We start from the raw sequence: 25,497 nt of genomic DNA, 5'->3' as shown, positions 1-25,497 counted from the left end.
CCTGCTCGGCCCTGCCGGCGGCGATCAGCTCGGCGAGGTGGGCGATCTCCACCTTCGCCTCGGCGCCACGGGTGTCGGCCATCTTCTCCGGGTTCGTGCCGATGCGGCGGACGAAGGAGCGCTTGGCGCGGGCGATCGCCTCGTCGCGGTCGGGGGTGAGGCAGCAGGTGACGATCGCGGTGAGCTCGAGGGTCGAGGGGTCGCGGCCCACGGCCTCGGCCGAGGAGAAGAAGCGGTCGGCGGCGAAGGACTCGATGTAGCCGGGCGAGACGACGTTCAGGATCGCGCCGTCGGCGATCTCGCCCGCGACCTTCAAGATGCCGGCGCGGTCGCCGCCGACGTGGATCGGCAGGTCGCTGCGCAGCGGCGGGAAGTGCAGCTTGGTGGAGACACCGCGGAAGACCTTCCCCTCGTGGTGGTACTCCTCGCCGGAGAGCACGCCCCGCAGGAAGGCGACGTACTCCCGCAGGCGGGGCAGCGGCGCCTCGAGGGGGATCCCGTGGTACTGGTCGTTCCAGGGGTGGTGGCCGACGCTCAACCCCAGCAGCGCGCGCCCCCCCGAGAGGTCGTCGACGGTCGCCGCCCCCATCGCGAGTTGCATCGCCGAGCGGGTGTAGACGTTCACGATCGCGGTGCCGAGGGTGATGCGCTGTGTCTCCCGGGCGAGCGCGCCGAGGAGGGCGAAGGAGTCGTGACCGACGTCCTCGTTCATCGTGACGGCCGAGAAGCCGAGCTCCTCGGCGAGGTGGGCGCAGTCGAGGAGCGCGGCGTTGCCGAGCTCGCCGTCGTCTTTCAGGTGGACGCCCAGCCACCGCTTGCCGTCGGCCATCGTCGCTCCTTCCGCCGCAGTGCGCCGCTGCCCGATCCTAGGAGGGGCTCCCCTGCGGGCGCATCGCCTCGCTCCAGCCGACTACGGCGTCGAGGGCGAGGACCCCTTCCCCCGCGGCCCCCACCACGAGCGGGTTCACCTCGAGCTCGGCGAGGGTCTCACCGAGCTCCTCGACGAGCGCGGAGAACGAGACGACGGCCTCGGCGAGCGCCTCGAGGTCCACCGGCTCGCGACCGCGGGCCCCCTGCAGGAGGGGCGCGAGGCGCAGCGAGGCGATCATCTCCTCGGCGCCGCGTCGGTCGACCGGTGCGAGGCGCAGCACCGTGTCGTCGACCAGCTCGGCGGCGACTCCCCCTGCGCCGAGGACGATGAGCGCGCCGAGGCCCGGGTCGCGCACCATGCCGAGCAACAGCTCCTCGCCGTGGGCCATCTCCTCGACGAGGAGGGCCGCGGGAGGCGCCCCGAGGGCCGCCCCGACACGGGCGAGGAGGGCGGCGCCCACCGCGGGGACGTCCGCGAGGGCGACGCCGAGCGCGACCCCGCCGACGTCGCTCTTGTGGGCGAGGCCGCGTACGAGCGCCTTCAGCGCGAACGGCGGGGTGAGGTGAGCGGCGAGGCGCGCCGCCTCGGTCGCTTCGGCCGCCACTGCCCGGCGGGGGCTCGGGATCCCGTGGCGGGCGAGGAGCTCCTTGGCCTCCACCTCGTCGCCGGTCGTCGCGGCCGCCGCGTGAGGAGCGGCTGCCGGCGGAGCCGAAAACGGGGCGGGTGGGCTCGTCGCGGCGAGGAGGGCGAGCGCCGCGGCGCAGCTCTCGGGGTCCTCGAAGGCGGGGACGCCCGCCCGGTTGAGGCGCTCGAGGACCTCGGGGAGGTGCGGGCTCACGTAGGCGAGGAGCGGTTTCGCGCCCGGCCTGGCCGCGCAGGCGATGAGGGGGTCGGCGACGAGGCGGGGGCGGGCGACGGCCGACGAGCCGAGCACGACGACCAGGGCGTCGAAGTCGTCACAGGCGGCGAGCAGCTCGATGACGGGGGCCATCACCTCGCTGCGGGTGCCGGCGAGCGTGAGGTCGATCGGGTTGTGGCTGGCGTCGACGTCACCGCCTGGGACGAGCTCTCCGAGCGCCGCGGCCGTCGCGGCGCCGAGGCCGGGGAGTACGAGGCCGAGCGCTCCGCAGGCGTCGGCGATGACCGTCGCCGCCCCGCCGGTCGTGGTGAGCACGCCGACGCGCCGCCCGGCCGAGCGCTTCCCGGCGGCGAGCGCCGCCGGAAGCTCGAGGAGGTCCGTGAAGCGCGTCAGGCGCTCGACGCCCGCCTCGGCGAAGAGCGCGTCGTAGGCGCGGTCGCTCCCCGCGAGCGCACCGGTGTGCGAGCTCGCGGCCAGCGCTCCGGCCTCGGAGCGCCCGACCTTGTAGGCGAGGACGGCCTTGCCGGCGGCCACGGCGCGGCGGGCGACCTCGACGAAGCGCCGCGGCGAGCGCAGCGCCTCGATGTAGAGGGCGATCACCGCGGTGTTGTCGTCCTCGGTGAGGTACTCGACGCAGTCGGCGAGCTCGAGGTCCGCCTCGTTGCCCGTGGCGAGGAGCGTCGAGAAGCCGATCCCCCTGCCCCCGGCGCGCGACAGCAGCGAGGCCATGATGCCGCCGCTCTGGGCAGCCACGCCGACCGCGCCGCGGCTGATGCCGGGGGTCTCGAGCGCGTCGCTCGCCGTGAGGTAGACGCCGTCGCTCAGGTTGACGAGGCCGAGGGTGTTCGGCCCGAGGAGGCGCATCGGCCCGGCCGCCGCGAGGAGCTCGGCCTGGCGCTTCGCCCCCTCCGCGCCGCTCTCGGTGAAGCCGGCGGCGAGGACGACCGCGGCGGCGGTGCCGAGCGCAGCGAGCTCGCGCACCGCGGCGATCGCGCCGGCCGTGCCGAGCGCGACGAAGGCCGCGTCGGGCACCTCGGGGAGCGCGGCGACGCTCCCCACGCTCGTGAAGCCGGCGACCTCGGGCAGGTTCGGGTTGACGAGGTAGGAGGCGCCGGCGAAGCCTCCCCGGTGGAGGAAGCGGACGGGGCGGCCGGCGATCTTGCCGGGGTCGGCGGAGCCGCCGACGACCGCCACCCGCTGCGGGCGGCAGAGCGCGCCGAGGGCCTGCAGCCCGCTCGGAGCCGCGGGGCGCGCCCCTCCTTCAGCCACGACGGCGGGAGTCGAGGAAGGCCCGGACCGCCTCGCGGTGGTCGTCGGTCGTGTAGCAGATCGCCTGCGCCGAGGCGCCGAGCGCGTAGACCTCGTCGAGCTCAAGCTCGAAGGAGCGGTTGAGGATCGACTTGGTGAGGGCGAGCGCCGTGGGCGACGCCGCGGTCATCTCCTCGGCGAGGGTGCGGGCCGCCTCCAGCAGCGCCGCGGGCTCGACGAGGCGGTCGGCGATGCCGATCTCCATTGCCTCCTCGGCCGCCACGGTGCGCCCGCTGAAGAGGAGCTCCTTCGCCTTGGCGAGACCGACGCGACGGGGCAGGTAGTACATGCCGCCGCCGTCGGGGACGAGGCCCCGCTTCGCGTAGCTCATCGCGAACGTGGCCTCGCTCGAGGCGACGACGAAGTCGCAACAGAGCGCGAGGTCACAGCCGAGGCCGACTGCGGGGCCGTTCACCGCGGCCACGGTCACCTTGTCGAGCGAGTGCAGCAGCGTGACCGCCGCGCTCACGGTGTGCATCCGGCGCCAGCCGGCGAAGGCGACCGAGCCCTGCGGCCGTTCGAGGCGCTGCTGCATCGCCTTCAGGTCGCCGCCGGCGCAGAAGGCCCGCCCCGACCCGGTGAGCACCACCGCCGTGACCCCCTCCTCCTCGGCGATGCCGGCGAGCGCGCCGACGAGTGCCTCGCGCAGCCCGTCGCTCAACGCGTTCAGCGCCTCGGGGCGGTCGAGGAGGACGACGGCGACGCCCCCGCCCCGCTCGACGCGGACGAGGGGGCGCGGATCGGTCCCAGCTGGGGTGGTCATCGTCGTCCTCCTCCGGCGCCGGTCAGGTCGCCCGGAGGAGCGTACGCGCCACCCCCTTTCACCTGCTCGGGGAGAAGCCGCCGGGAGGCTGGGGCAGGGGAGCCTCGGGCGAGGGCACCTCTGCTGCTCCTCGTCGGGGCTCGCGCAGTCAACTCCGGCCGGGAGGCGCCGGGGGAGTTACGCCCGGCGCTCGTTCACCACGAGGACCGGGCAGTGGGCGGCCTCGATCACCATCCGCAGGCGTCGCGCGCGCGTCGCGCGTCGCCGACCGAGGACGATGAGATCGGCTCGTTCCTCGAGTGCGACGCGGCACAGGGTCTCGCCGAGCTCTCCGGTGTCGACGCGCACGCGCACCTTGTCGTCGAGGTGGCGGCTGCGGAGCGCCTCGTCGATGTCGCTGCGGGCGTCGGCCTCGACGCGCTCGGCCGAGGCGAGGACGTCCTCGGGGCCGGCGTCGGTGTCGAGGGTGAGGCGGGCGGTGGCGACCGCCTCGCTGTCGCTCGCGGGTGAGGCGACGAGCGCCGGGTTCGTCACGCAGAGGAGGATCACCCGATGGCCCTCGCCGAGGAGGCTGATCGCCGACTCCGCCGCGAAGACGGCGAGGTCGGTGCTCGAGGCGCCGACGACGAGCCGGCTCATCGGTCGTTCCCGGCGTGTCCGGTGGCGCCGGATGCACTCATTGGCAGCCCCCCTCCGCTCTCCTCCATGCCCCCTCGGGCTGGTGGGCAAGCTAATGGCTCGGACCGCTACCTGTCGCTGTAAGACGCGTACCTCGTCGGAGAAACGAGCGCCGGCGTCACGCTCGCTGGTGCGCCGTCGCGGCTCGCGAGGCGCGGGGTCGGCGGATCGAGCGGGGCCCGTCAGTAGTGTGCCGTCGATGGGAGTATCCCGGCTGGCCTCCCGGAGCCGCCGGCTGCTCACCGAGCGCCGCACCGACGTCTGCTGCCTCGCCGTGCTCGTCCTCGTCGCCCTCGCATTCTTCGCGCCGGCGTTGCGCGACGGCACCGTCTTCGGGGGCTTCGATCTCGACAGCGGCCTCACCTCGCTCACCGCCGGCCTCTACGGAGCGCCGCACAGCCTCGCCAACGGCGACGCCGTGAGCCAGATGGTGAGCTGGAACGCCCTCGACTGGCGGCTCGTGCACGCCGGGCACTTCCCGCTGTGGAACGACTACTCGGTGCTCGGGATGCCCGAGTTCCTCAACTTCGAGTCCTCCGTGCTCAGCCTCCCCGACGTGCTCAGCTACCTCGCGCCGCTGCGCGCCGCCTTCCTCGTGGTCGTCGTGAGCAAGGTGCTGATCGCCGGCACCGGCACCTACCTCGCGGCGCGGGTCCTCGGCCTGCGGCCCCTCGCCGCGCTCTTCGGCGGCCTGTCGCTCATGCTCGCCGGCGCCTTCGTGAACTGGGTCACCTGGCCGCTCACCGACGTCTTCTGCTGGGCGGGCTACCTGCTCGCGCTGCTCGTCCTCGCGGCGCGCTCCGAGAAGTGGCGGTACGTGGTGCTGCTGGCGGTCGTCGTCGCCTTCTCGGTCTACGGCGGCTTCCCCGAGGCCAACGTGATGCTCGCGATGGCCTTCGCGGCGCTCGCTGCCGGGGCGCTCGTGGCCGGGCGGCTCGCGGGGCGGCGGCTCTCGTGGAGGAGGCTCGTCCGTCCCCTCTGCGGCGGCGTCGCCGGTGCGGCGCTCTCCGCGCCGCTCTGGCTCCCGGGGCTGCAGGTGCTCGCCCTCTCGCATCGTGCCAACGACGGGAACTACGTCGGCCTGCCGACGAGCGCGATGGCGCTCCTGTTCTCCCAGGGCTACGCGGGCCTGCCGACCGGGCCATCGCTGCTCTCGGCCTACAAGTTCTGGCCATACTACGAGAGCGTCGCCTACGTCGGGGTGGTGGCGGCCGTGCTCGCGCTCGTCGCCGTGCTCGGGGCCTGGCGCCGGCCGCTCGTCGCCGGCCTCGCCCTCGCGCTCCTCCTCAGCTTCGTCGCCACCTACGAGCCCCGCCCGCTGCAGCTCTTCTTCGGCCTCGTCGACCGCATCCCCGAGCTGCGGGCGGTGCGCTTCGAGCGGATGCGGACGATGTCCGCCTTCCTCGTCGCGCTCCTCGGCGCCGTCGGCCTCGACGAGCTGCGGGGCGCCGAGCGCAGCCGCGTGCTGCGCCGCGCCGCCTGGCTCGGGGCGCTCGCGGTGAGCGGGGTGGTCGCCTATCTGCTCGTCGACTCGCTCGGGGTCCGCCTCCTCGAGATCAGCCGGCGGCAGCGCCTCGACAGCCTCGTGTGGCCCGTCGCCCTCGCGCTCGGCGCCCTCGTCGTCGTCCCCTTCCTCGCCTCGGGGAGGGGCGGGTTCCTGCTGCGGCGAGGAGCCGCCGCGCTCCTCGTCGCCGGCGAGGGGACCTTCCTGTTCACCGCCGGGGTCGGGATCCCCACCTACGGCCACACCTTCTACGGCGCGACGGCGGCGACCGCGCGCCTCGAGGCGATCGTCGGCGACAGCCTCGTCGGCCTCGACAACGGCAACACCGCGCTGCAGTCGATCGCGGGGAGGCGCTACGGCGTGCGCAGCTTCGGGGTCCCGAGCGCGAGCGGCCAACCCGAGCCGCGGGCGGGTCTGTACCCGAACGTCAACCTCGGCTACGGCATCCACCTCTTCGGTGTCCACGACCCGCTCACCCCCGCCGCCTACTACCGCACCTGGCCGGTCGCGGCCGCGGCCCCGGTGCAAAAGGGCGTCGGCCTCTTCGTCCCGGCGATCACCTCGGCGGCCCTCGCCCGCCGCTACGGCATCGGCTACGTGTTGAGTCCCACCTGGCTCGCGCCGCCGGTCGGGACGCGCACCGTCGGGATCCTCGCCGGGGACGAGCGCCTCTCCGCGGTGCCCGGGGCGGCGCGCTTCTCGTTCCCTTCGGGCGGCGGGAGGGTCTCGGGCGTCGTCGACGGCGGCGACGGCTCGTTCAGCCTCACGACGACGACGCGGCGTGCTGCCTCGCTCGTGATGGCGGTGACGGCGCTCCCGGGATGGCACCTCACCGTCGACGGCCACCCCGCCGCGCTCGCCCCCGTGCGCGGCCTCGCGGGGGTCGAGCAGTCGGCACGGATCCCGGCGGGGGTGCACCGACTGGTGCTCAGCTACCTCCCCCGCCGCCTCGTCCTCGGCCTCGGCCTCGCCCTCGCGGCCCTGCTCGCCCTCGTCGCGGGAGGGGGAGCGACGCTCGGCGCCGCCCGCCGCCGGCGCGCCCGTGACCGAGCGGCTGGCTGAGGTAAAGCGCAGCGGCGCGCCGCTGCCTACCTTTTCCCCCATGGTCGACCCTCGCCCCGCACGACGCACCCTCGCCGTCGACCTCGTGGCGGTGATCCTCGCCGTCTCCGAGGCGACCCCGCGGATCCTCGTCGTCGGCGCCGACGAGGCGGAGGGGCCGGCAATCGAGGGGCTGCCGGCGGGGCTGCTCGACCCCGATGCTGACCGCACCCTCGACCGCGGGATGCGCCGCTGGGTCCGCGAGCGGACGGGCATCGAGCTCGGCTACCTCGAGCAGCTCTACACCTTCGGTGACCGCGACCGCGTTGCCGGCGAGGGGGAGCGGGCGTTGTCGATCGTCTACCTGGCGCTCGTCTCCGAGCAGCCGGTCTCGGGCCCCGGCGCGCCGCGCTGGCGCTCCTGCTACGAGTACCTCCCCTGGGAGGACTGGCGGGATGGGCGCCCCCCGGTCATCGACGAGGCGATCACCCCCGCGCTCGAGCGCTGGGCGGCGGCGGGTGCTCCGGCCGAGGGCGCCGAGCGCCGCGCCCGCGCCGCGCTGAACTTCGCCCTCGGCGGCGGCGCCTTCGACGCCAACCGTCCGCTCGAGCGCTACGAGCTCCTCTACGAGGCGGGCCTCCTCCCGGAGGGGGACGCCGGGGAGGGCCTCGGGCGCCCAATGCGCCTCGACCACCGCCGCATCGCGGCGACCGCCCTCGAGCGGGTGCGCGGCAAGCTCTCCTACCGCCCGCTCGTCTTCGAGCTCCTCCCCCCGAGCTTCACCCTGCTGCAGCTGCAGCGGGCCGTCGAGGCGCTCGTCGGGGTGCGCCTCCACAAGTCGAACTTCCGCCGCCTCGTCGAGCAGGCGCGCCTCGTCGAGTCGACCGGGCAGCGGGCGCGCGGCCTCGGCGGCCGCCCCGCCGCCCTCTACCGCTTCCGCCGCGAGGTGCTCCAGGAGCGGCCCGCGCCGGGCGTCACCCGCACGACGCGCCGCCGCCCGCCCCCCGAGGGGTGAGCGGCGGGGAGGCGATCGGCGAGGGGCTGATCGCCGAGTGGCTGGCGGCGCGGCTGTGGGTCGACAGCCCCGGCGGCCCCCTCGAGCTCGAGCAGGGGGGCGTCGCCAGCCCCGAGCGCTTCCCCGAAGGGGTCGCGCAGGTCCACTTCGTCACCGCCTGGAACCCCGGTGCGCTCCCGCTCGCGGCCGAGGAGAACGCGCGCCGCCACGCCCTGCTCGTGCGCGAGCTCGACGCCGCGGGCACCGAGCACTGGGCGGCGGCGGGCTACGCCCCCGACCTCAGCTGGGTAGAGCACGGCCTCGCCCTCCCCGACCTCGCGGCCGCCGACGCCTGCGCGCTCGGGCTGCGCCACGGGCAGCTCGCCCTCTACGCCTGGCGTCGCGACCACCTGCAGGTGGTGGGCTGTCGGAGCGGGGCGGTCCTCGCCAGCAGCCGCTGGTCGGCGCGGGGGCGCCCGGCGCCGCCGGGCTGAGCGGTAGGGCGGCCCGAGGCTGTCTATACTCAGGATGAGTACATAAATACTCACCCTGAGTATTGGTTGGGAGCGGCAGTGCACGGCAACGGCGCCACCTCGAGCTACGAGCGCTTTGCCGAGGAGGTGCACCGCCTCGCCGGCGAGCGGCGGGCGGTCGTCCTCGCCCACAACTACGAGCTCCCCTGGATCCAGGACGTCGCCGATCACGTCGGCGACTCCCTCGCCCTCAGCCGCATCGCCGCCCGAAGCGACGCCGAGGTGATCGTCTTCTGCGGCGTCCACTTCATGGCCGAGACCGCGAAGATCCTCTCGCCCGACAAGACCGTGCTCCTCCCCGTCCTCGAGGCCGGCTGCTCGCTCGCCGAGACCGTCACCGCCGAGGACGTGCGCGCCTACCGCGCCGAGCACCCCGGAGCCTTCGTCGTCTCCTACGTGAACACGAGCGCCGCGGTGAAGGCCGAGTCCGACCTGTGCTGCACCTCAGCCAACGCCGTCGAGGTCGTCGCCTCCCTCCCCGAGGACGCGGAGATCCTCTTCCTGCCCGACTTCTTCCTCGGCGAGCACGTCGCCCGCGAGAGCGGCCGCCACCTCGACCTGTGGATGGGGGAGTGCCACGTGCACGCCGCGATCGAGCCCCGCTCCCTCGTCGAGAAGGTGAAGGCCAACCCCAAGGCCACGCTCTTCATCCACCCCGAGTGCGGTTGCACCTCGACCGCGCTGCACCTGCTCGACCGCGGCGAGCTCCCCGCCGAGCGCACGCGGGTGCTCTCCACGGGGGCGATGGTCGAGGCGGCGCGCGAGCTCGGCGGGGGGAGCGCCCTCGTCGCCACGGAGACGGGCATCCTCCACCAGCTCGAGCGGGCGAACCCGGAGGGGCACTTCACGGCGGTGAACCCGGGGGCGGTCTGCCGGTACATGAAGATGACGACCCCCGAGCGGCTGCTGCAGGCGCTCACCGACCTCGTCCACCCGATCGAGGTGGAGGAGGGGATCCGCCGTCGCGCCGAGCGCGCGGTGCAGGCGATGATCGCCATCGGCAGCCCCTCGGCGGCGGGCGAGTGACCACCCTCGAGGGCGCCGGGAGGCTGCCCCGCCTCCTCCTGCCGGCGCTCGCTGCCACCGCCGCGCGACGCGCGGTCGACGTCCTCGTCGTCGGGGCCGGGATCGCCGGCCTCACCGTCGCCCTCTCCCTCCCGCCGGCGCTCGAGGTCGAGGTCGCGCTGAAGGGCCGCGGCCCCGGCGCGGGGTGGGGCGGGGGCGCGGCGGACGGCTCCACGGGCGCCGCGCAGGGGGGCATCGCGGCCGCCCTCGCTACAGACGACGCCCCCGCGCTGCACGCGGCGGACACCCTCGCCGCCGGTGCGGGCCTCTGCGACCCGGCGGCCGTCGCGCTCCTCGTCGCCGAGGCCCCCGCTGCGGTCGCCTTCCTCGAGGCGAACGGCCTGCGCCTCGACGCCGGCGCCGTCGGTCCCGACCTCACCCGCGAGGGTGGCCACTCTCGCCGCAGGGTGGTGCACGCCGGCGGCGACGCCACCGGGCGCGAGGTGATGCGCGCCCTGTGGGGCGCGGCGCGGGCGCGCCGGCTGCGCCTCGTCGAGGAGGCCTTCCTGGTCGACCTGCTCTGCGACGGGGAGGGTCGGGTGCGAGGGGCGCTCCTCCTCGAGCGGGGGCGCCCGGTGGTCGTCGGTGCGGGGGCGGTCGTGCTCGCGACCGGCGGCTTCGGCCAGCTCTACGCCGAGACGACGAGCCCCGCGGTCCTCACCGGCGACGGCCTCGCCGCCGCCCTGCGCGCCGGCGCGGAGGTCGCCGATCTCGAGTTCGTGCAGTTCCACCCGACCGCGATCCAGCTCGCGAGCGACCCCCGCCCGCTCGCGAGCGAGGCGCTCAGGGGCGAGGGTGCGGTGATCCGGGACGGCGCGGGGCGCCCGGTGATGGCCGGGGTGCCGCGTGCCGACCTCGCGCCACGCGACGTCGTCAGCCGGACGATGGCCCTCGAGATGGCGCGCACGGGCGCGGCGAGCCTCTTCCTCGACGCCACCGCGATCGGGGAGCAGCTCACGGCGCGCTTCCCGAGCTTCGTCGCCGCCAGCCACCGCGCCGGCGTCGACCCGCGGCGCGCCTGGGTCCCGGTGGCGCCGGCGCTGCACTACGTGATGGGCGGCGTGGTGAGCGACAACGCCGGGCGGAGCTCGCTCCCCGGCCTCTACGCCGTCGGCGAGGTGGCGATGAGCGGGGTGCACGGGGCGAACCGGCTGGCCTCGAACTCCCTCGTCGAGGGGGTGGTCTTCGGCCGTCGCGCCGCCGCGGCGCTCGCTGATGAGCTCGCGCCCGGCGAGCAGCGGCCCCCGGCCGACCCTCGCCAGGACGACGACGGGCTCGCCGCGGTGCGCGTCGCCCGCCCCCTTCTGCGCCGGGAGGCGAGCCGCGGCGCCGGCGTGCTGCGCTCTGCGGCCGGCCTCACCGCGCTCCTCGAGCGCCTCGCCGAGGCGGCGCGGCCGCTGCCCGCGACCGCCGGCCCCGCCGACCTCGAGGAGGCGAACCTCACCCTCATCGCCCAGCTGCTCGGTGCGGCGGCGCTCCGCCGGGGGGAGTCCCGCGGCGCCCACTTCCGCGTCGAGCACCCCTTCACCGGGGTGCCGGCGCTGCGCCAGGTGCTCCGCCGGCAGCCCGACGGCGCGCTCGCGGTGCTCGATCGCCCGCCCGAGAGGGCCCCCGCCGTCGCCGTGGGGCGGGGGCTCAGCTGAGCGCGGTGCGCGGCGTCGAGGTGAGGCGGCCCCCCTCGGCGAGCTCGGCGACCGCGGGGACGGGGTCCTCGTCGGCGAAGAGCCGCGGGTCGGCGAAGTCGGCCCGCGCCGGCGCCGTGGCGTCGTTCACCCAGTAGGACGCCTCGAGGGCGATGCCGCTCGGGTCGGTGAAGTAGATCGAGCGGATGAAGCCGTGGTCGACGAGCTCGGTCACCTCGCACTCGGCGGCGCGCAGCCGCGCCGCGAGGGCGACGAGCGCCTCCTCGTCGGGGAGGTCGAGCGAGAGGTGGTCGAACTGGATGGCGCGCGCGTCGGGGACGCCCGCCGGCTTCGCGAAGGCGGCCACCGGAGCCGTCGCGTACTCGAAGAAGGCGACCGTCGAGCCCTCGCCGATCTCGAAGAAGTAGTGGCGGAACTGCGGCGTCCCGACCGTCGCGACGAGCGGGCAGCCGAGCACCCCGGCCCAGAAGCGCACCGTGGCGTCCATGTCGGGGGTGACGAGGGCGAGGTGGTTGACGCCGCGAAAGCCGGTGCGGGTGGCGTCGCCGAGGGCGGGCTCGGGGCGGTCGGCGACCTCGGTCACCGTGCCATCGTCGCGCACCGAGCGCCCCGAGCGGCGCGCGAGCGCACCGGAAATCGTTAGCTAGCCTCAACAGATTGTGCAGACCGACGGCGCCCGGGGCGAGCCCGCGGCCCCGCTCGACTCCACCTACCGGAGCCTCTTCTCGGTCGCGGGGCTGCCCACGCTCATCCTCGCGACCCTCGCGAGCCGCATCGCGACGCAGATGTCGTCGGTGCTCATCGTTCTCTACGTGCTCGAGACGCGGCACTCCTCACAGCTCTCGGGGCTCGTCATCCTCTGCAGCCAGTTCCCCGGCATCCTCGTCAGCCCGATCGCCGGCGCGCTCTTGGACCGCGGGCGCAAGATCCCGCTGATGATCGTCGACTACGTGGTCGGCGCCGCCGCCGTCTCGGCGATCGCCGCCCTCGCCCTCGCGCACGCCCTCCCGGACCTCGCGCTGCTGCTCATCGTCTCGGTCGCCTCGCTCACCCAGCCGCTCAGCAGGGTCGGCGGGCGGGCGCTCTTCCCGGTGATGGTGCCGCGCCACCTCTGGGACCGCTCGAACGCCGTCGACTCGGGCTGCTTCGTCGTGGCGACAGTGCTCGGCCCCGCGGTGGCCGGGGTGGCGGTCGCGGTGATCGGGGCGCGCGCCGCGCTCGTGCTCCCCGCCGTGCTGCTCTTCGTCGGGGCGCTCGGCCTCGCCCGCGTCCCCGCGCCGCCCTTCCACCCGCTCCCCCACGAGCAGGGCCTGCTCGCCGATGCCGGGGCGGCGATCCGCTACGTCTTCTCGAACCGCGTGCTGCGGATGCTGGCGGGGACGATGACCGTGTTCAACTTTGCCGGCGGCTCGCTCACCGTCGCCATCCCCGTCGTCGTGCTGCGGGTGCTGCACGGCGGCTCGAAGGCCGTCGGCGTGATGTTCGCGGTGATGGGGGCGGCCGGCTTCCTCGCCGGCCTCGTCACCGGGCGGGTCGGGACCGAGGGGCGGGAGAAGTCGATGCTCGCCGGCAGCTGCATGGCGACCGCCGCCGCCCTCGTCGTGCTCGCGCTCGGCTTCCACCACGTCGCCGTGGTCGTGCTCTGCATCGCCGTCGTCGGCGTTTCGAACGGCCCGCTCACGGTGGCGATGTTCTCGCTCCGCCAGCGGGCGACCGAGCCGCAGTGGTTCGGCCGTGCCTTCGCGGTGTCGATGAACCTCAACTTCGCGGGCAACCCGATCGGCTCGGCGATCGCCGGGCTGCTCCTCGCGCACTCGATCCTCGTCGCCTTCCTCGCCGCCGCGGCCTGCGCCCTCGTCGGCGGGATCTGGCCGGCGGTGCTGCCGGTCGGCCACTACACGCCGCTCGTCGTGACCGACGGGCGCTCAGCCGGGGTCGGCCTCCTCGGCGAGTAGGCCGTAGACGCGGCGGCGCGCCTCGGAGAGGATCTCGGCGACGCGCTGCTGCTGCTCGGCGCTGCCGGCGTGCAGCACCTGGCCGACCGCGGCGGCGAGCTGCACGGCCGCCTCGCGGAGCTGGTGGGCGCCCGGCTCGACCCGCTCGAGGACCTCGTCCCAGGGGGCGGTCGCGGGGCGGTGCTCCTCCAGGTGGGCGCGCCCGGCGTCGGTGAGGGAGAAGGCGCGCTTGCCCTCGCGCTCGACGCCGGCGATCAGCCCCTCGTCCTCGAGGAGCTGCAACGTCGGGTAGACCGAGCCGGCGCTCGGCCGCCAGATGCCCTGGGTGCGGCCGTCGAGCTCCTGGATGATCTCGTAGCCGTGCATCGGCCGCTCGGCGAGCAGGGCGAGGATCGCGGCGCGCACGTTGCCGCGCCGCGCCCGTCCGCCGCCGCCGGGGCCACGCTTCGCGAAGGGGCCGCCGAAGGGGGGCCCGAAGGGGGGGCCGAAGCCCGCGAAGCCCCCGTGACGGTGGCCGTGGTGTCGTTTCATCGTCTCGACCTCCTGGTCGCAGACGACTATAGCGATATATCGAGAGGTGTCGGGAGCACCCTCAGCCGACCGCCGCGGCGGCGAGCGCGCGCTCGGCCCCCACCGCGCGTGGCAGGCCGTCGACGAGGGTGAGGCTCCGCCCCCTGAGCGCCGGCACCCGCTCGCCGGGAAGGAGGAGGCCGGTGAGGTTGAGGGGGTCGGCGGCGGAGAGCTCGATCACGCTCCCCTCGAGAGGCCGGCGGGCGGTGGCGCGTAGCGCGGCGAGCGCCTCGGGGAGCGCGAACTGCTCGCCGACCGGGCCGGCGACGAAGCGGCCGCCGCGGCACAGCCCGCGCGCCTCGAGGCGGCGGAGCGCGAAGAGCACCTCGCGCCAGGGCAGGGCGAAGCTCTCGCGGCGGACGAGGTCGCGGAAGACCACCCCCCAGCGCTCGAGGAGCTGGCAGGCGACCGCCTCGGCGAGGCTCTCGGTGTCGGGGGCCTCGCCGTCGCGCTCCCCCTCGAGGAGCGACCAGCGGCCGCCGGCGAGCGCCGGAGGGAGGGCGCTGCGGCCGGGGCGGCGCAGCGCCCGGCGGGGGGCGTGCTCGCTGCGCGTCGCCGTCCGGTAGCGGCCGGCGAGGAGGTGGCGGACCGCGGAGAAGCCATCCGCCGTGACGAGGCCGCGCGCGACGGCGTCCCACAGCGCGTCGGCGACCTCGAGGGGGAGGCGGCCGGTCGCCTCGCAGAGGTCGGAGAAGAAGAGCGCGCCGCGGCGCCCGAGCGCCTCGGTGACCTCGGCCGAGGCGCCCGCGACGGGGGGCTGCGGAGCGCCGCCGGCGCGCGCCGCGGCGAGCAGCCAGTGCAGGTCATCGCGGCGGACGAGGGCGACGGGGGTGGCGCGCGAGGGGGTCGCGCTGGCGCGCCGCGGCGCGTCGTCCTCGTTGCGCAGAGAGAGGCGCCCCCACGCCACCGCGCCGCTCGCGCAGAGCTCGTCGAGGAGCTGTGGGCGGTAGTGCTCGACGCGCGCCGCGAGCACCGGCTCCTCCCAGGCGCCGACCGCGACCTCCATCCCCTGCAGCTGGTCGATGACGAGGGCGAGGCCCTCGATGCCGCGGCGGTGCGAGCCGGGGGCGACGTGCTGCCAGGTGAGGAGGAAGCGCATCAGGTCCTGCACGCTCACCGCCGGGTGGCGGGTGCGCTCGCGGTCGCGCTGGCGGGAGTGGATCCGCTGGATGACGCGGCGCGCGCCGTAGCGCCCGCCGAGGACCCGCAGCACCCCGCCGCTCGCTTCCAGGGTCGCGAGGGGCACGGCGAGGGCGGCCTCCGCGAGGCCGGTCGCCGCCGCCAGCTCGTCGACGCGCCGCGGCGGCGCGAGCTCGAGCGCGCCGGCCACGAGCGCCACGAGCGCCTCCTCCCGCCCGACAGGGGCGGCTCCTTCGAGGCGCAGGTCGGGGGTGAACGCGGCCTCAGGGAAGGCCGCCTCGAGGAGCTCGCGGCGTTCGGTCGCGCACCAGCGGGGAGACGCCCCCTCCCCGGTGGTCACCGTCATCGCCCTTCCGGCCGTGGCGAGCGCCCCGTGCAGCTCGAGCCAGCCGTCCTCGGGGAGGACGAGGGCACAGGCCATCAACAGGTCGTGCAGCTCGTCGGGGTCGCGGGGGTCGGGCGCGATCTCGGCGGCCACCTCGTCCACGATCGCCGGGTCGAGCGAGGAGAGGTCGTGCGCCTCGAGGGGGATCCCCCGCCGCAGCGCGACGGCGCGGGTGCGCCGCTCCTCGAGCGGCGCGTCGTCGAGGAAGGTGTAGGGGCGGCCATTCACGATCTCGTGCGAGAGAACCGAGGCCTCGGTCGTGTCGACGCAGTGGAGGGCGACCTCGCCGCTGCGCAGGCGGGTGACGAGGGTGGTGAGCGCGGCGAGGTCCATGGCCTCGGTGCAGCAGTCGTCGAGGGTCTGGCGGACGAGCGGGTGGTCGGGGATCTCGATCGGGCCGGTGGCGTTCTCCTGGCAGGCGGCGAGGGCGGGGAAGACCGCCGCCATGAGGTCGTCGGCCTCCATCCGCTGGATCGCCGGGGGGAGGTGGCGGGCTCCCCGGAAGCGCGGCGAGACGAGCGAGCGGGAGAGGTTCCAACGCCAGCGCGAGGTGAAGATCGGCGTCGGCAGCACCGCCTGGATGAGCACCTCCCGCACGGTCTCGGGGGAGAGGTAGCGGCCGACCTCCTCGAGGGGGAAGGAGTGCTGGGGGCCGAGCGAGAGCACGACGGCGTCGTCGTTCGCCGCCGCCTGCAGTTCGAAGTCGAAGCTGCGGCAGAAGCGCTTGCGCAAGGCGAGGCCGAGGCCGCGGTTGACCCGCCCGCCGTAGGGGCTGTGCAGGACGAGCTGCATGCCGCCGGTGTCGTCGAAGAAGCGCTCGAGGACGAGCTCGCCCTTGGTGGGGAGGGTGCCGAGCTCGGTGAGGCCGCAGGCGAGGTAGGCGACGACCTCCTCGGCGGGGCGCCGCCCGCACTGCGCCCAGCCCTCGAGGGCGGCGACCGCCGCCGGCGGGCCGCCGAGGGCGATCTCGGCCATCACGAGCGAGCGCAGCCGGGAGATCGCGTCGGCCAGTTCCTCGGTGCGCGAGGGGGCCTCGCCGAGCCAGAAGGGGAGCGTCGGCGCGGCGCCGTCGGCGTCCATCACCCGCACCGTCCCCTGCTCGACGCGCAGCACCCTCCACGAGGTGCTCCCGAGGAGGAAGACGTCCCCCGCCATCGCCTCGATGGCGAAGTCCTCGTGCACCGTCCCGACGAGGGAGCTCTCGGGCTCGAGGACGACGCGGTAGTCGGCGAGCTCGGGGATCGCCCCTCCCGAGGTGGCGGCCACGAGGCGGGCGCCGCGCCGCCCGCGCAGCACCTTGTTCACCCGGTCGTGCTGGACGTGGGCCCCCCGCCGCCCCCGCCCCGTCACCACGCCCTCGGTGACGAGCTCGACGACCGCGGCGAGGTCCCCGTCGGAGAGCGCGGCGTAGGGGGCGGCCGAGCGCACGAGCGTCGCGACCTCCGCCTCGGTGATCCCCTCGCTCCCCGCGGCGGCGCACTCGGCGACGATCTGCTGGGCGAGGATGTCGAGCGGCGCGACCGGCGGGTGTACCGCGTCGAGGTCGCCGCTGTGCACGGCGCCGAAGAGGGCGACGCACTCGACCAGCTCGTCGCGGGTGAAGGGGAAGATCCGTCCCTTCGGCGTGCCGTCCCGGCGGTGGTCGGCGCGCCCGACGCGCTGCAGGAAGGTGGCGATCGCGCGCGGCGATCCGAGCTGGCAGACGAGGTCGACCGGGCCGACGTCGATGCCGAGCTCGAGCGAGGCGGTGGCGACCACGGCGCGCAGCTCGCCGTCGCGCAGGCGGCGCTCGACCGAGAGGCGGCGCTCCATCGAGAGGCTCCCGTGGTGGGCGCTCACGGCCTCCTCGCCTAGGCGCTCGGCCAGCAGGTGGGCGACGCGCTCGGCCATCCGGCGGGTGTTCACGAAGACGAGGGTCGTGCGGTGCGCCTCGATCAGCTCGCCGAGCAGGGCCACGGTCTCGTCGAGCTGGTCCGTGCTCATCACCGCCGCGAGCTCGTCGGGGGGGAGGCGGATCTCGATGTCGAGGGCGCGACGGTGGCCGACGTCGACGATCGCGCAGCGGGGCGTCCCGTCCGCCTCGCTGCGGCCCTCGCCCGCGCCGACGAGCAGGCGGGCGACGGTCGCGATCGGCCGCTGCGTCGCGGAGAGGCCGATGCGCGTCGGCCGCCTCCCCCCCGCGGCGGCGACGATGCGGTCGACCCGTTCGAGGGTGAGCGCGAGGTGGGCGCCCCGCTTGTCGCGGGCGATGGCGTGGATCTCGTCGACGATCACCGTGTCGACGGTGCCGAGCAGCTCGCGCCCGCGCGCCGCGGTGGCGAGCAGGTAGAGCGACTCGGGGGTCGTGACGACGATGTCCGGCCGGTCGCGCAACATCGCCTGGCGCTGCGCGCTCGGGGTGTCGCCGTTGCGCACGGCGACGCGCACGTCGGGGGCGGCGAGCCCGAGCTCGGCGGCGATCTCCGCGATCTCGGCGAGGGGGGCGACGAGGTTCTGCTGGACATCGACGGTGAGCGCCCGCAGCGGCGAGACGTAGAGGACCGAGGTGCGCCGCTCGCCCCCCTCGAGGGAGTGGCGGAGGCAGGCGTCGATCGCCACCAGGAAGGCGGCGAGGGTCTTCCCCGAGCCGGTGGGGGCGGCGATCAGGGTGTCCGAGCCGGCGGCGATCGACGGCCAGCCGAGCGCCTGGGCCTCGGTGGGGCCCGCCGGGAAGCGGCGCGCGAACCACTCGCCGAGTGCGGGGTGGAAGCCGTCGAGGGGGCCGTCGCTCACCGCGCGCAGTCTAGGCATCGGCGCGCTCGCTGCGAACAGGTGTTCGGCCAGGTCGACTCAGCGCGAGGGTCGGCTGCGGCGCAGCGGGAGCGGGCTCGTCCACCATCGTCCCGAGAAGCGCCAGCTCGCGGCCGCGCTCGCCGGAGCTGCGGTCGGCAGCAGCGCCGCGAGCGCCGCCTCGATGGCGGCGAGCGCCTCGGCGTCGGCGGCGAGCGGCTCGGGGGGGCGCTCGCTCACAGCGGGATGTTGCCGTGCTTGCGGCGGGGGAGCTCCTCGCGCTTGCTGGAGAGGAGGGCGAGGCTCCTCGCGAGGACGGCGCGCGTCGACGCGGGGTCGATGACGTCGTCGACGTAGCCCCGCTCGGCGGCGACGTAGGGGTTCATGTTGCGCGCCGCGTACTCGGCGATCAGCTCGCCCTCGCGGGCGGTGCGGTCGGTCGCCTCGGCGAGCTCGCGGCGGTTGACGATCCGCACCGCGGCCTCGGGGCCCATCACGGCGAGCTCTGCCGAGGGCCACGCGTAGGAGAGGTCGGTGCCGATCGACTTCGAGTCCATGACGAGGTAGGCGCCGCCGTAGGCCTTGCGCACGATCACCTGGATGCGTGGCACGGTCGCCTCGCAGTAGGCGTAGAGGAGCTGCGCGCCGTGGCGGATGATCCCCCCGAACTCCTGGTCGGTCCCGGGCATGAAGCCGGGTACGTCGACGAAGGTGACGAGCGGGATGTTGAAGGCGTCACAGGTGCGGACGAAACGGCCGCCCTTCTCCGAGGAGTCGATGTCGAGCACCCCGGCGAGGACCTGCGGCTGGTTGGCGACGATCCCCACCGCCCGTCCCCCGATGCGGGCGAAGCCGCAGGTGAGGTTGGTCGCGAAGTAGGGGAGGTACTCGAGGTACTCGCCGTCGTCGACGACCGCGGTGACGAGGCGCTTCATGTCGTAGGGCTGGTTCGGCTGGCTCGGGACGAGGTCGCGCAGCTCGGGGAGCTCGCGCTCGACGTCGTCCTCGCTCGCGACCGCGGGCGGCTCCTCGAGGTTGTTCTGGGGGAGGAAGGAGAGCAGGAAGCGGACCTCGTCGAGACAGGAGTGCTCGTCGGTGGCGACGAAGGCGGCGACCCCCGAGCGCGTCGCGTGGGTCATCGCCCCTCCGAGCTGCTCGGCGTCGACCTCCTCGCCGGTGACGGTGCGCACCACCTCCGGTCCGGTGATGAACATATGGCTCGTGCCGCGCACCATGAAGACGAAGTCCGTGAGCGCCGGCGAGTAGACGGCACCCCCCGCGGAGGGGCCGAGGACCACGCTGATCTGGGGGATCACCCCCGAGGCGGCCACGTTGCGGAGGAAGATCCCGCCGAAGCCGTTCAGCGCGGCGACGCCCTCCTGGATGCGGGCGCCGCCACCGTCGGAGAGGCCGATGATGGGCACGCCCGTGCGCAGCGCGAGGTCCTGCACCTTGTGGATCTTCTCGGCGTGCGCCTCGCCGAGGGAGCCGCCGATGACGGTGAAGTCCTGGCTGTAGATCGCGACGCGCCGGCCGTCGATCGTGCCGAAGCCGGTCACGACGCCGTCGGTGTAGGGGCGGTTGTCGTCGAGGCCCACGCCGTGCGCGCGGTGGCGGACGAGCGCGTCGAGCTCCTGGAAGGAGCCCTCGTCGAGGAGGTAGTCGATCCGCTCGCGCGCCGTGAGCTTGTTCTTCTCGCGCTGCGCCGCGACGGCGCGCTCGGTGCCGGCGTGGCGTGCCTCGTCCTTCCGCCGCTCGAGGTCGGCGAGGCGCGCCGTCACGAGGGGATCAGGCTCTGACATCGGGGCGAAGGCTACAAGCGGCTGGCGTCGCGGGAGGAACCTCAGGCGTCGACGCTGCGGCGCCCCTCGAGGGCGCGGCCGAGGGTGAGCTCGTCGGCGTACTCGAGGTCGCCGCCGACGGGCAGGCCGCTCGCGAGCCGCGTGACGGTGAGTCCGAGCGGCTTCAGCAGGCGCGCGAGGTACATCGCGGTCGTGTCGCCCTCGAGGTTCGGGTTGGTGCAGAGGATCACCTCGGTGATCCCCTCGCCCTCGATCCTCCCGAGCAGCTCCCGGACGCGCAGCTGCTCGGGGCCGATGCCCTCGATCGGGCTGAGGGCGCCGCCGAGTACGTGGTACCGGCCCTTGAACTCACGGGTCCGCTCGACCGCAACGATGTCACGGGGGTCCTCGACCACACAGACGACACTCCCGTCCCGGCGATCGTCCGAGCAGATCGCACAGCGCGGCGACATCGCGACGTTGAAGCAGGTCTCGCACAACATCGTGCGCTCCTTCACCTCGACGATCGCCTTCGCGAGGCGCAGCGCGTCCTCGCGGCCGATCTTCAGGAGGTGGAAGGCGATCCGCTGCGCGGACTTCGGGCCGATGCCCGGGAGGCGTCCGAGCTCGTCGACAAGGTCCTGGATGGGTCCTTCGAACAGCGCCGTCGTCCGACCGCCTACTCGTCGCTCTCGTCGGGCGGGGCGGGCACCTCGAGGCCGGGGAGCGCTCCGGGGAGGTTCCCCCCGAACAGGCCGCCGAGCGCGTGGCCGACAGCGTCGCCCATCAGCTGCTTGCGGAGCTCGAGGAGCTGGGCGGCGCCGTCGCGCAGCGCCGCGAGGATCAGGTCCTCGAGGAGGGCGACGTCCCCCCCGGCGACGACGGCGGGGTCGATCTTCACCGAGTCGACGGAGAACTCGCCCGAGAGCTCGATCCGCACGGCCCTGCCGCCGGCGCTGCCGGTCACCGACCGGTTGGCGGTGTCGGCCTCGGCCTGCGCAAGCTCGGACTGCAGCTGCTGCATCTGGGCGAGGAGCTCGTCGAGCCCGTCGGCGTCGCCGGTCACCCTCGCTCGACCTCCTCGGCACCGGGGAAGGCCTGCAGGATCCGGTCCGTGGCCAACGCTACCCCGAGGTTCCCCGCGGCCCCGTCCCCCTCCTCGACGACGTCTCCGACCTCGTCGAGGCGCTCGGAGTCCTCGCGATCGATCGCCGGCCGGGGCGCCTCGGGGGGAGGGGTGTGCTCGCGAGCCGGGGGTCGGGCGGGGGTCGCAGGCGCCGCCGAAGGTGGCTTGTCGGGGAAGGGGTCGCCATCGTCGTCGGCCAGCGCGCTCGGGGTCTCGCGGAAGCCCTCGGTGACGAGGCGGACGGCGACGGGGGTGCCGAAGTGCGAGGAGAGCGCGACGGCGACCTCGCCGACGAGGGGCTCGGCGTGCGCGAGGTGTGCCGCGTTCGGGACCGCGAGCAGCGCCGTCGTGCCCTCGGTGCCGACGAAGTGGGCGATCCCGAAGACCGCCCGCACCTTGGCGCGCAGCCCCTGGAGGACGTGGTCGCCCCAGGCGAGGACGAGCTCGTCGCGTGACGGCATCGGGCGGGCCGCCGCGGGCGCGACGACCGGCTCGGCGGCCGGTGGCGGTGGAGGGGCGCTCGGTGCCGCGGCGGCTGGCGGTGCCGCGGCGGCCTGCTCGCTGCGGAAGGCGCCGAGGGCGGGGCGAGGACGCGGCGCAGCCGGCGCGTCCGCTGCCGCTGCCGGGCCCGCCGCCGGCGCGGACGCCGCCGGGTGCTCGGGCGGGGCGGGAGGAGAGGGGAAGGTGGCGGCCGGCACACCCGAGGACGGCGGTGCCACGGCCGGCGGGGGGGCGGGGGGGGCCGCGGCTGGCGCGCTGCTCGGCGTGGGCGGCGGCGCAGGCGGCGGCGCAAGGGCCGAGCCCACGATCGCCTCGAGGCGTCGTTCGAGACGCTCGAGACGCTCCACGATCGCCTCGGGGCTGCTGTCGGCCTCGGGGTGCGCGAGGCGGATGATCGCCACCTCGAGGGTGATGCGCGGCTCGGGCGACTCGCGCATCGCCACGATCGCGGTGCCGATCACCTCGAGCGCCCGCACCGACCGCACGAGACCTAGCTGGTGCACGGCCTCGAGCTCGTCGGCCGGCAGCGTCGTCGCGCCGTCGGGGAGGGAGCCACCGCTCGCCAGGCTGAGGAAGCCCGCCCGCAGCTGCTCGATGAGCTCGGAGGCAAGCTGCTGCGGGTCGTGCCCGGCGCGCACGGCGCGGTCGAGCGCGACGAGGGCACCCTCGCTGTCGAACTCGCCGATCGCGGTGATCACCTGGGTGAGCGCGCCGGTCTCGTTGTCGACCACCCCCGCCGCGGCGACCTGGTCGAGCACGGAGAGCGCGTCGCGCGCCGAGCCCCGTCCGCGACGGACCGCGGTCGCGAGCGCGCCGCTCGGCAGCTCGAGGGCGGCCTCGCGGGCGACGTCCTCGAGCAGCCCGGCGAGGATCTCCTCGCCCAGCAGATGGAACTCGAAGTGCTGGGTACGGCTGCGGATCGTCGGCAGCACCTTGTGGGGGTCGGTCGTCGCGAGCACGAAGACGACGTGGCCCGGCGGCTCCTCGAGGGTCTTCAGCAGCGCGTTCGAAGCCGCCACCGAGAGCATGTGCACCTCGTCGACGATGTACACCTTCCAGCGCCCCGGAGTGGCGAGGGCGGCGCGGGCGACGAGGTCGCGCATCGCGTCGACACCGTTGTTCGAGGCAGCGTCGAGCTCGTGGACGTCAAAGGAGCTCCCCTCGGTGATCGAGCGGCAGGAGTCGCAGGTGCCGCAGGGCTCACCGTCGCTGGCGACGGTGCAGTTGAGGGCCTTGGCGAGAATGCGCGCCGTCGAGGTCTTGCCGGTGCCGCGCGGGCCGGAGAAGAGATAGGCGTGGCTGACCCGCTCGTCGCGCACCGCGTTGCGGAGCGCCAGCGCCACGTGCTCCTGGCCGCGCAACTCGCTGAAGCGCTGCGGGCGGAAGCGGCGGTAGAGAGACTGGTAGGGGCCTTGTGCTGCGCCGTTTGCCTCGTCGTCCGCCACGGCGCCGAGCCTACCGGCGGGTACTTCGCCAAGGTCGGGCCCCTCGCTCCCGTGCGCAGCGGCCAGGTCTACCTGCGGCACAGGGCGTGCACCGCTGAGAGCTGCTGCCTTCCGACCCTGACTCGGTTCACGGGACGCCCTTGCGCAGAACCCGGCCACTGCGCACGGGAGCGAGGGCAAGGAACACGGTAGCGTCAACGGGCCTTGGAGGAGTGCGAGAGCGGCCGAATCGGCACGATTGGAAATCGTGTGTCTTGCAAGGGACCGTGGGTTCGAATCCCACCTCCTCCGCCAACTGCGTACCTGGTCAGGCCGAAATGCCACCGGCCCGTGCGGTCCGACCGGGAATCGACGACCTGAGAGCGGGTCCTCCCGCCGAGCGGCGCTCGCGGCGGGCGATCCCCCGGTCGCCGCGGCCCGGCTCGGCCGCCACTCCGCTCCGGGCTGCAGCGGCGCGCGGCGGGCCGACGGTCCCCGCTACCCGAGGCGATTGGCGCCTACGTTTCCGGTGGTGAACCCCACGAGCAAGAGCGCCACGTCCGCATGTCGGCACACTTGGAACGCGATCCGCGTCGAGCGCGACGTGGAGCCGGTCTTCTGGCGCTGCTTCCGATGCGGCGCCCAGAAGGAGCGCGACGGCACGATCACGGCGCGTGCGTAGCGGCCGGCCCCGTCGCGCCGACGGCCGGCGGGGTAGCCGATCTGACACCGGCTGATCGGCGCCCGGTCCGCGGGTAGGCAGGGCCCGCCAGCGGGGGCCGGCGGGTGGGCGGGCTCCGAGCAGCTGCCAGGATGACCCCCGTGACCAGCCCTTCCGGCACACGCGGGCATGACGGCTAACGGGGGCGACGGGAGCTCGTGGGCCCGCGTCCCCCGGCACCTCGTCGTGCTGCTCGGGGCGCTCTCGGCCTTCGCGCCGCTCTCGATCGACATGTACCTCCCGGCGCTGCCCCGCCTGCAGCGCGGCTTCTCCGCCCCGCCCTCGCTCGCGCAGGCGACGCTCACCGCCTGCCTCGTCGGCCTCGCCGGCGCCCAGCTCTTCGTCGGCCCGCTCTCGGACCGCCTCGGTCGCCGCCGACCATTGCTCGTCGGCGTCGGCCTCTATGCGCTCGCCTCCCTCGCCTGCGCGCTCGCGCCCAACCTGCCGCTGCTCATCCTGCTCCGACTGGTGCAGGGAGCCGCGGGGGCGGCGGGGATCGTGATCGCCCGCGCCGTGGTGCGCGACCTCCGCTCGGGGGACGAGGCGGCGCGGCTGTTCTCGCTGTTGCTGGTGGTGAACGGCTTCGCCCCGGCGCTCGCGCCGGTGATCGGCGCGCAGCTGCTGCACCTCGGCAGCTGGCGGGTGACCTTCGTCGCGCTCGCGCTGCTCGGCGGGCTGCTGTTCGTCGCGTCGCTGGCGCTGTTCCCCGAGACGCTCGGCCAGCGCGCGCCGGCCCCCCCGCCCCGTCGCCAGCGCACGATCTACCGGGAGCTGCTCGGCGACCGCCGCTTCGACGCCTACGCGCTGCTGTCGGGCCTCGTCACCGGGGCGATGTTCGCCTACATTGCCGGCGCCCCCTTCGTCCTCGAGAACCAGTTCGGCGTCTCGCCGGTCGGCTTCTCCGGGGTGTTCGCGATGAACGCCACCGGGATCGTCGCCGCGAGCCAGCTCGGCGCCCGTCTCGTCGGCTGCTTCGGGAGCCGGGCGCTGCTCCTCGCGGGCGTGGCGCTCGGAGCCCTCGGTGCGGCGCTGCTCGCCGTCGCCGAGATCGGCGGCCTCGGGGTCGGCGGCGTGATCCCCGGACTCTTCCTCGTCGTCTCCGCCGTCGGCCTCGTGTCGCCGAACGCGACGGCGCTCGCGATGGCGGACTACCCGAGCGTCGCGGGCAGCGCGTCGGGCCTCCTCGGCGTCGGGCAGTTCGCGATCGGCTCGGCGTTCGCGCCCCTCGTCGGCGCCTTCGGGAACCGCACCGCCGTGCCGATGGTCGCGGTGATCGGCGCCTTCTCGCTCGCCGCGGTGCTCCTCGCTGGCATGCTCATCGTCCGCGACCGGGCGGAGCACCGTCCGGCGGCAGCACCCGGAGGGACGGTGACCCGATGACGAGCGAGAGCGAGGCGATGGCGATCGCCCTCGAGGAGGCACGTGCCGCACTCGCGCACGGCGACGTCCCGATCGGTGCCGTCGTGCTCGTCGGCGGCGAAGTCGTCGCTCGCCGCCACAACGAGCGGGAGCGCCTCGGCGACCCGACGGCGCACGCCGAGGTGCTCGCGCTGCGCGACGCGGCGGGGGTGGGCGGGGGGTGGCGGCTCGCCGACGCGACCCTCGTCGTCACGCTTGAACCCTGCCCGATGTGCGCCGGAGCGCTGCTGGCGGCGCGGGTCGGCAGGCTCGTCTTCGGCGCCCCCGACCCGAAGGCGGGCGCCGCCGGCTCGCTGTACAACCTCTGCGCCGACCCGCGGCTGAACCACGAGGTCGCGGTCGCCGACGGGCTGATGGCCGAGGAGTGCGCGGCGCTGCTCACTGCCTTCTTCCAGGCCAGGCGGGGCGGCGCGGCGGCGAGCGGCGGCTGAGTCGCCGGTCGCCACC

At 75.0% G+C, this 25,497-nt stretch carries 20 protein-coding genes, 1 tRNA gene and 1 other RNA gene; 9 read left to right on the top strand and 13 right to left on the bottom strand.

The genetic code is table 11. The features are described 5' to 3' along the window. The 4 genes from VNF07_07830 to VNF07_07815 all read right to left on the bottom strand — a co-directional run. A partial coding sequence (locus tag VNF07_07830; protein HVB06132.1) for an LLM class flavin-dependent oxidoreductase occupies positions 1 to 829 on the bottom strand: 829 nt, incomplete at its 3' end. A gap of 37 nt (positions 830 to 866) precedes the next feature. Beyond that, on the bottom strand, positions 867 to 2,999 hold the full coding sequence (locus tag VNF07_07825; GenBank protein ID HVB06131.1) for an acetate--CoA ligase family protein: 2,133 nt from the start codon (positions 2,997 to 2,999) through the stop codon (positions 867 to 869). Beyond that, a complete protein-coding gene (locus tag VNF07_07820; protein HVB06130.1) occupies positions 2,992 to 3,801 on the bottom strand; it encodes an enoyl-CoA hydratase/isomerase family protein in 810 nt (269 codons plus the stop codon). Before VNF07_07820 ends, VNF07_07825 begins: the two co-directional genes overlap by 8 nt. A 177-nt stretch (positions 3,802 to 3,978) precedes the next feature. Further along, positions 3,979 to 4,440 (bottom strand): universal stress protein, encoded by a 462-nt coding sequence (locus tag VNF07_07815; GenBank protein HVB06129.1) that lies wholly within the window; start codon positions 4,438 to 4,440, stop codon positions 3,979 to 3,981. A 238-nt stretch (positions 4,441 to 4,678) separates the two neighbouring features. Between VNF07_07815 and VNF07_07810 the strand changes: the two genes are divergently transcribed. From VNF07_07810 to nadB, 5 genes are all read left to right on the top strand, one after another. Continuing rightward, positions 4,679 to 7,045: a hypothetical protein gene (locus VNF07_07810; protein HVB06128.1), complete on the top strand. Its 2,367-nt coding sequence runs from the start codon at positions 4,679 to 4,681 to the stop codon at positions 7,043 to 7,045. Between the two features lie 40 nt (positions 7,046 to 7,085). Then, a complete protein-coding gene (locus tag VNF07_07805) occupies positions 7,086 to 8,039 on the top strand; it encodes a hypothetical protein (GenBank protein ID HVB06127.1) in 954 nt (317 codons plus the stop codon). Further along, complete coding sequence (locus VNF07_07800) at positions 8,036 to 8,512, top strand: DUF3293 domain-containing protein (protein ID HVB06126.1); 477 nt, start codon at positions 8,036 to 8,038, stop codon at positions 8,510 to 8,512. Before VNF07_07805 ends, VNF07_07800 begins: the two co-directional genes overlap by 4 nt. 78 nt (positions 8,513 to 8,590) lie before the next feature. Beyond that, entirely contained in the window at positions 8,591 to 9,577 is a 987-nt protein-coding gene (gene nadA, locus VNF07_07795) for a quinolinate synthase NadA (GenBank protein HVB06125.1), read from the top strand. Further along, positions 9,574 to 11,259 (top strand): L-aspartate oxidase, encoded by a 1,686-nt coding sequence (gene nadB, locus VNF07_07790; protein ID HVB06124.1) that lies wholly within the window; start codon positions 9,574 to 9,576, stop codon positions 11,257 to 11,259. The genes nadA and nadB overlap by 4 nt, the downstream gene beginning before the upstream one ends. Here nadB and VNF07_07785 read toward each other — a convergent pair. Then, positions 11,252 to 11,842 carry a VOC family protein gene (locus VNF07_07785; GenBank protein ID HVB06123.1) on the bottom strand — a complete coding sequence of 197 codons (591 nt, stop codon included), beginning with the start codon at positions 11,840 to 11,842 and terminating at the stop codon, positions 11,252 to 11,254. The genes nadB and VNF07_07785 overlap by 8 nt on opposite strands. 76 nt (positions 11,843 to 11,918) lie before the next feature. Between VNF07_07785 and VNF07_07780 the strand changes: the two genes are divergently transcribed. Beyond that, positions 11,919 to 13,214, top strand: coding sequence for an MFS transporter (locus VNF07_07780; GenBank protein ID HVB06122.1), 1,296 nt, complete (start codon positions 11,919 to 11,921; stop codon positions 13,212 to 13,214). Here VNF07_07780 and VNF07_07775 read toward each other — a convergent pair. The 8 genes from VNF07_07775 to ffs form a co-directional block, all read right to left on the bottom strand. Further along, positions 13,185 to 13,745: a PadR family transcriptional regulator gene (locus VNF07_07775; GenBank protein HVB06121.1), complete on the bottom strand. Its 561-nt coding sequence runs from the start codon at positions 13,743 to 13,745 to the stop codon at positions 13,185 to 13,187. The two genes, VNF07_07780 and VNF07_07775, sit on opposite strands and share 30 nt — an antisense overlap. A 61-nt stretch (positions 13,746 to 13,806) precedes the next feature. After that, positions 13,807 to 18,081, bottom strand: coding sequence for a DEAD/DEAH box helicase (locus tag VNF07_07770; GenBank protein HVB06120.1), 4,275 nt, complete (start codon positions 18,079 to 18,081; stop codon positions 13,807 to 13,809). Positions 18,082 to 18,138: 57 nt separating this feature from the next. Continuing rightward, a complete protein-coding gene (locus tag VNF07_07765) occupies positions 18,139 to 18,318 on the bottom strand; it encodes a hypothetical protein (protein ID HVB06119.1) in 180 nt (59 codons plus the stop codon). Then, entirely contained in the window at positions 18,315 to 19,880 is a 1,566-nt protein-coding gene (locus tag VNF07_07760; protein ID HVB06118.1) for an acyl-CoA carboxylase subunit beta, read from the bottom strand. Before VNF07_07760 ends, VNF07_07765 begins: the two co-directional genes overlap by 4 nt. Positions 19,881 to 19,921: 41 nt before the next feature. Continuing rightward, positions 19,922 to 20,467, bottom strand: a complete 546-nt coding sequence (recR, locus tag VNF07_07755; protein ID HVB06117.1) for a recombination mediator RecR — start codon at positions 20,465 to 20,467, stop codon at positions 19,922 to 19,924. 71 nt (positions 20,468 to 20,538) lie between these two features. After that, entirely contained in the window at positions 20,539 to 20,925 is a 387-nt protein-coding gene (locus tag VNF07_07750) for a YbaB/EbfC family nucleoid-associated protein (protein HVB06116.1), read from the bottom strand. Beyond that, the gene (gene dnaX / locus VNF07_07745; protein HVB06115.1) at positions 20,922 to 22,931 is read right to left on the bottom strand and encodes a DNA polymerase III subunit gamma/tau; all 2,010 of its coding nucleotides are present in this window, start codon (positions 22,929 to 22,931) and stop codon (positions 20,922 to 20,924) included. The genes VNF07_07750 and dnaX overlap by 4 nt, the downstream gene beginning before the upstream one ends. A gap of 57 nt (positions 22,932 to 22,988) precedes the next feature. Continuing rightward, an RNA gene (gene ffs, locus VNF07_07740) (signal recognition particle sRNA small type) lies at positions 22,989 to 23,088 on the bottom strand. A 49-nt stretch (positions 23,089 to 23,137) separates the two neighbouring features. Between ffs and VNF07_07735 the strand changes: the two genes are divergently transcribed. The 3 genes from VNF07_07735 (at position 23,138) to tadA (ending at position 25,481) form a co-directional block, all read left to right on the top strand. Continuing rightward, positions 23,138 to 23,225 (top strand) — tRNA-Ser (locus tag VNF07_07735). Positions 23,226 to 23,760: 535 nt separating this feature from the next. Further along, positions 23,761 to 25,011 carry a multidrug effflux MFS transporter gene (locus VNF07_07730; protein HVB06114.1) on the top strand — a complete coding sequence of 417 codons (1,251 nt, stop codon included), beginning with the start codon at positions 23,761 to 23,763 and terminating at the stop codon, positions 25,009 to 25,011. Beyond that, on the top strand, positions 25,008 to 25,481 hold the full coding sequence (gene tadA, locus VNF07_07725; protein HVB06113.1) for a tRNA adenosine(34) deaminase TadA: 474 nt from the start codon (positions 25,008 to 25,010) through the stop codon (positions 25,479 to 25,481). The genes VNF07_07730 and tadA overlap by 4 nt, the downstream gene beginning before the upstream one ends. The last annotated feature ends 16 nt before the right edge of the window (positions 25,482 to 25,497 follow it).

The sequence above is a fragment of the Acidimicrobiales bacterium genome (assembly GCA_035533595.1).
In the GTDB taxonomy this organism is placed as follows: Bacteria; Actinomycetota; Acidimicrobiia; order Acidimicrobiales; family Bog-793; genus DATLTN01.
Note: the sequence above shows the minus strand (reverse complement) of the source record. Positions and strands in the feature narration are given on the sequence as shown.